General features: G+C 21.8%; 1 protein-coding gene. It reads left to right on the top strand.

The features are described from left to right. A partial coding sequence (locus KJQ97_RS09270; protein WP_214120672.1) for a hypothetical protein occupies nucleotides 1-807 on the top strand: 807 nt, incomplete at its 5' end. Nucleotides 808-937 lie beyond the last annotated feature (130 nt).

The following is a 937-nucleotide window of genomic DNA, read 5'->3' as shown; positions in this document are numbered from 1 at the left end:
GAAATTAAAGGATATTTACACTCTATAAATAATGATTTAAACGCAAAAATAAATATAATAAATACAAAAAATGATTTTTTATTAGGCGTTGATAATTTAGAGATTAAAAATCAACGAGAAGCATTTAAACATATTGAAAATTATTTAAAACCAATACTAAAAGAATGGCTAATAACTAGAGTAAAATTTGATAATTTTAAAGGTAGCTTTATTGTAAAAATAAAAAATAATCAACTAGAAAATACCTTAGGAGAAGGTGTTTTTACAAATGTAATTGCAAATTATAATGATAAAGCACCAAATGCTTATGCAAAAGAAGTTAAATTAAGCTTAAAAGATTATAGTTTAAAGCTATTAGCAAATAATTTAAATTCTCAAGACAATATCACGACTATTGATGAATTTAATTTAACAATAGATAATTTATTAAAGCCAAATATTGATATAAATATCATCTCAAATAATACGCTTTACAATAGTGAAATAGAAAAAATACTAAATGCTTATAATGTTGTTTTAGGGTTAAAGCAAAATAGTGGTAAAACAAGCACCTTAGTTAATATAAAACTAAATAACGACCATACTCACAATGTAAAAGTAGATGTTAAAACCAATGGAAATTATTCTTTTAGTAATTTTAACTTTAACGCTAATTTAAATATAAGTGTAAATGATAATTTAGTAGCAATTCAAGGTAATGCAGATACAAAAGAATTAAAAATAAGCAATGCGGATATAAATTTAGATACTAAAACCAAATTAGCAAGTGTAAATATAAAGACTTTAGGAATTGATTATAAAGAGTAATTTTATTATAGCGATAAAGCAAAAATGAATTTAAATCTAAATAATAAAACTTTAGATTTTCCAGCATTGAATACCACAATATAATTTGATAAAAATTTACTTAAAAAAAGCGAAAATTCAAGTATTGTTA

The organism is Campylobacter sp. 2018MI01 (assembly GCF_018501205.1).
Classification (GTDB): domain Bacteria; phylum Campylobacterota; class Campylobacteria; order Campylobacterales; family Campylobacteraceae; genus Campylobacter_E.
Note: the sequence above shows the minus strand (reverse complement) of the source record. Positions and strands in the feature narration are given on the sequence as shown.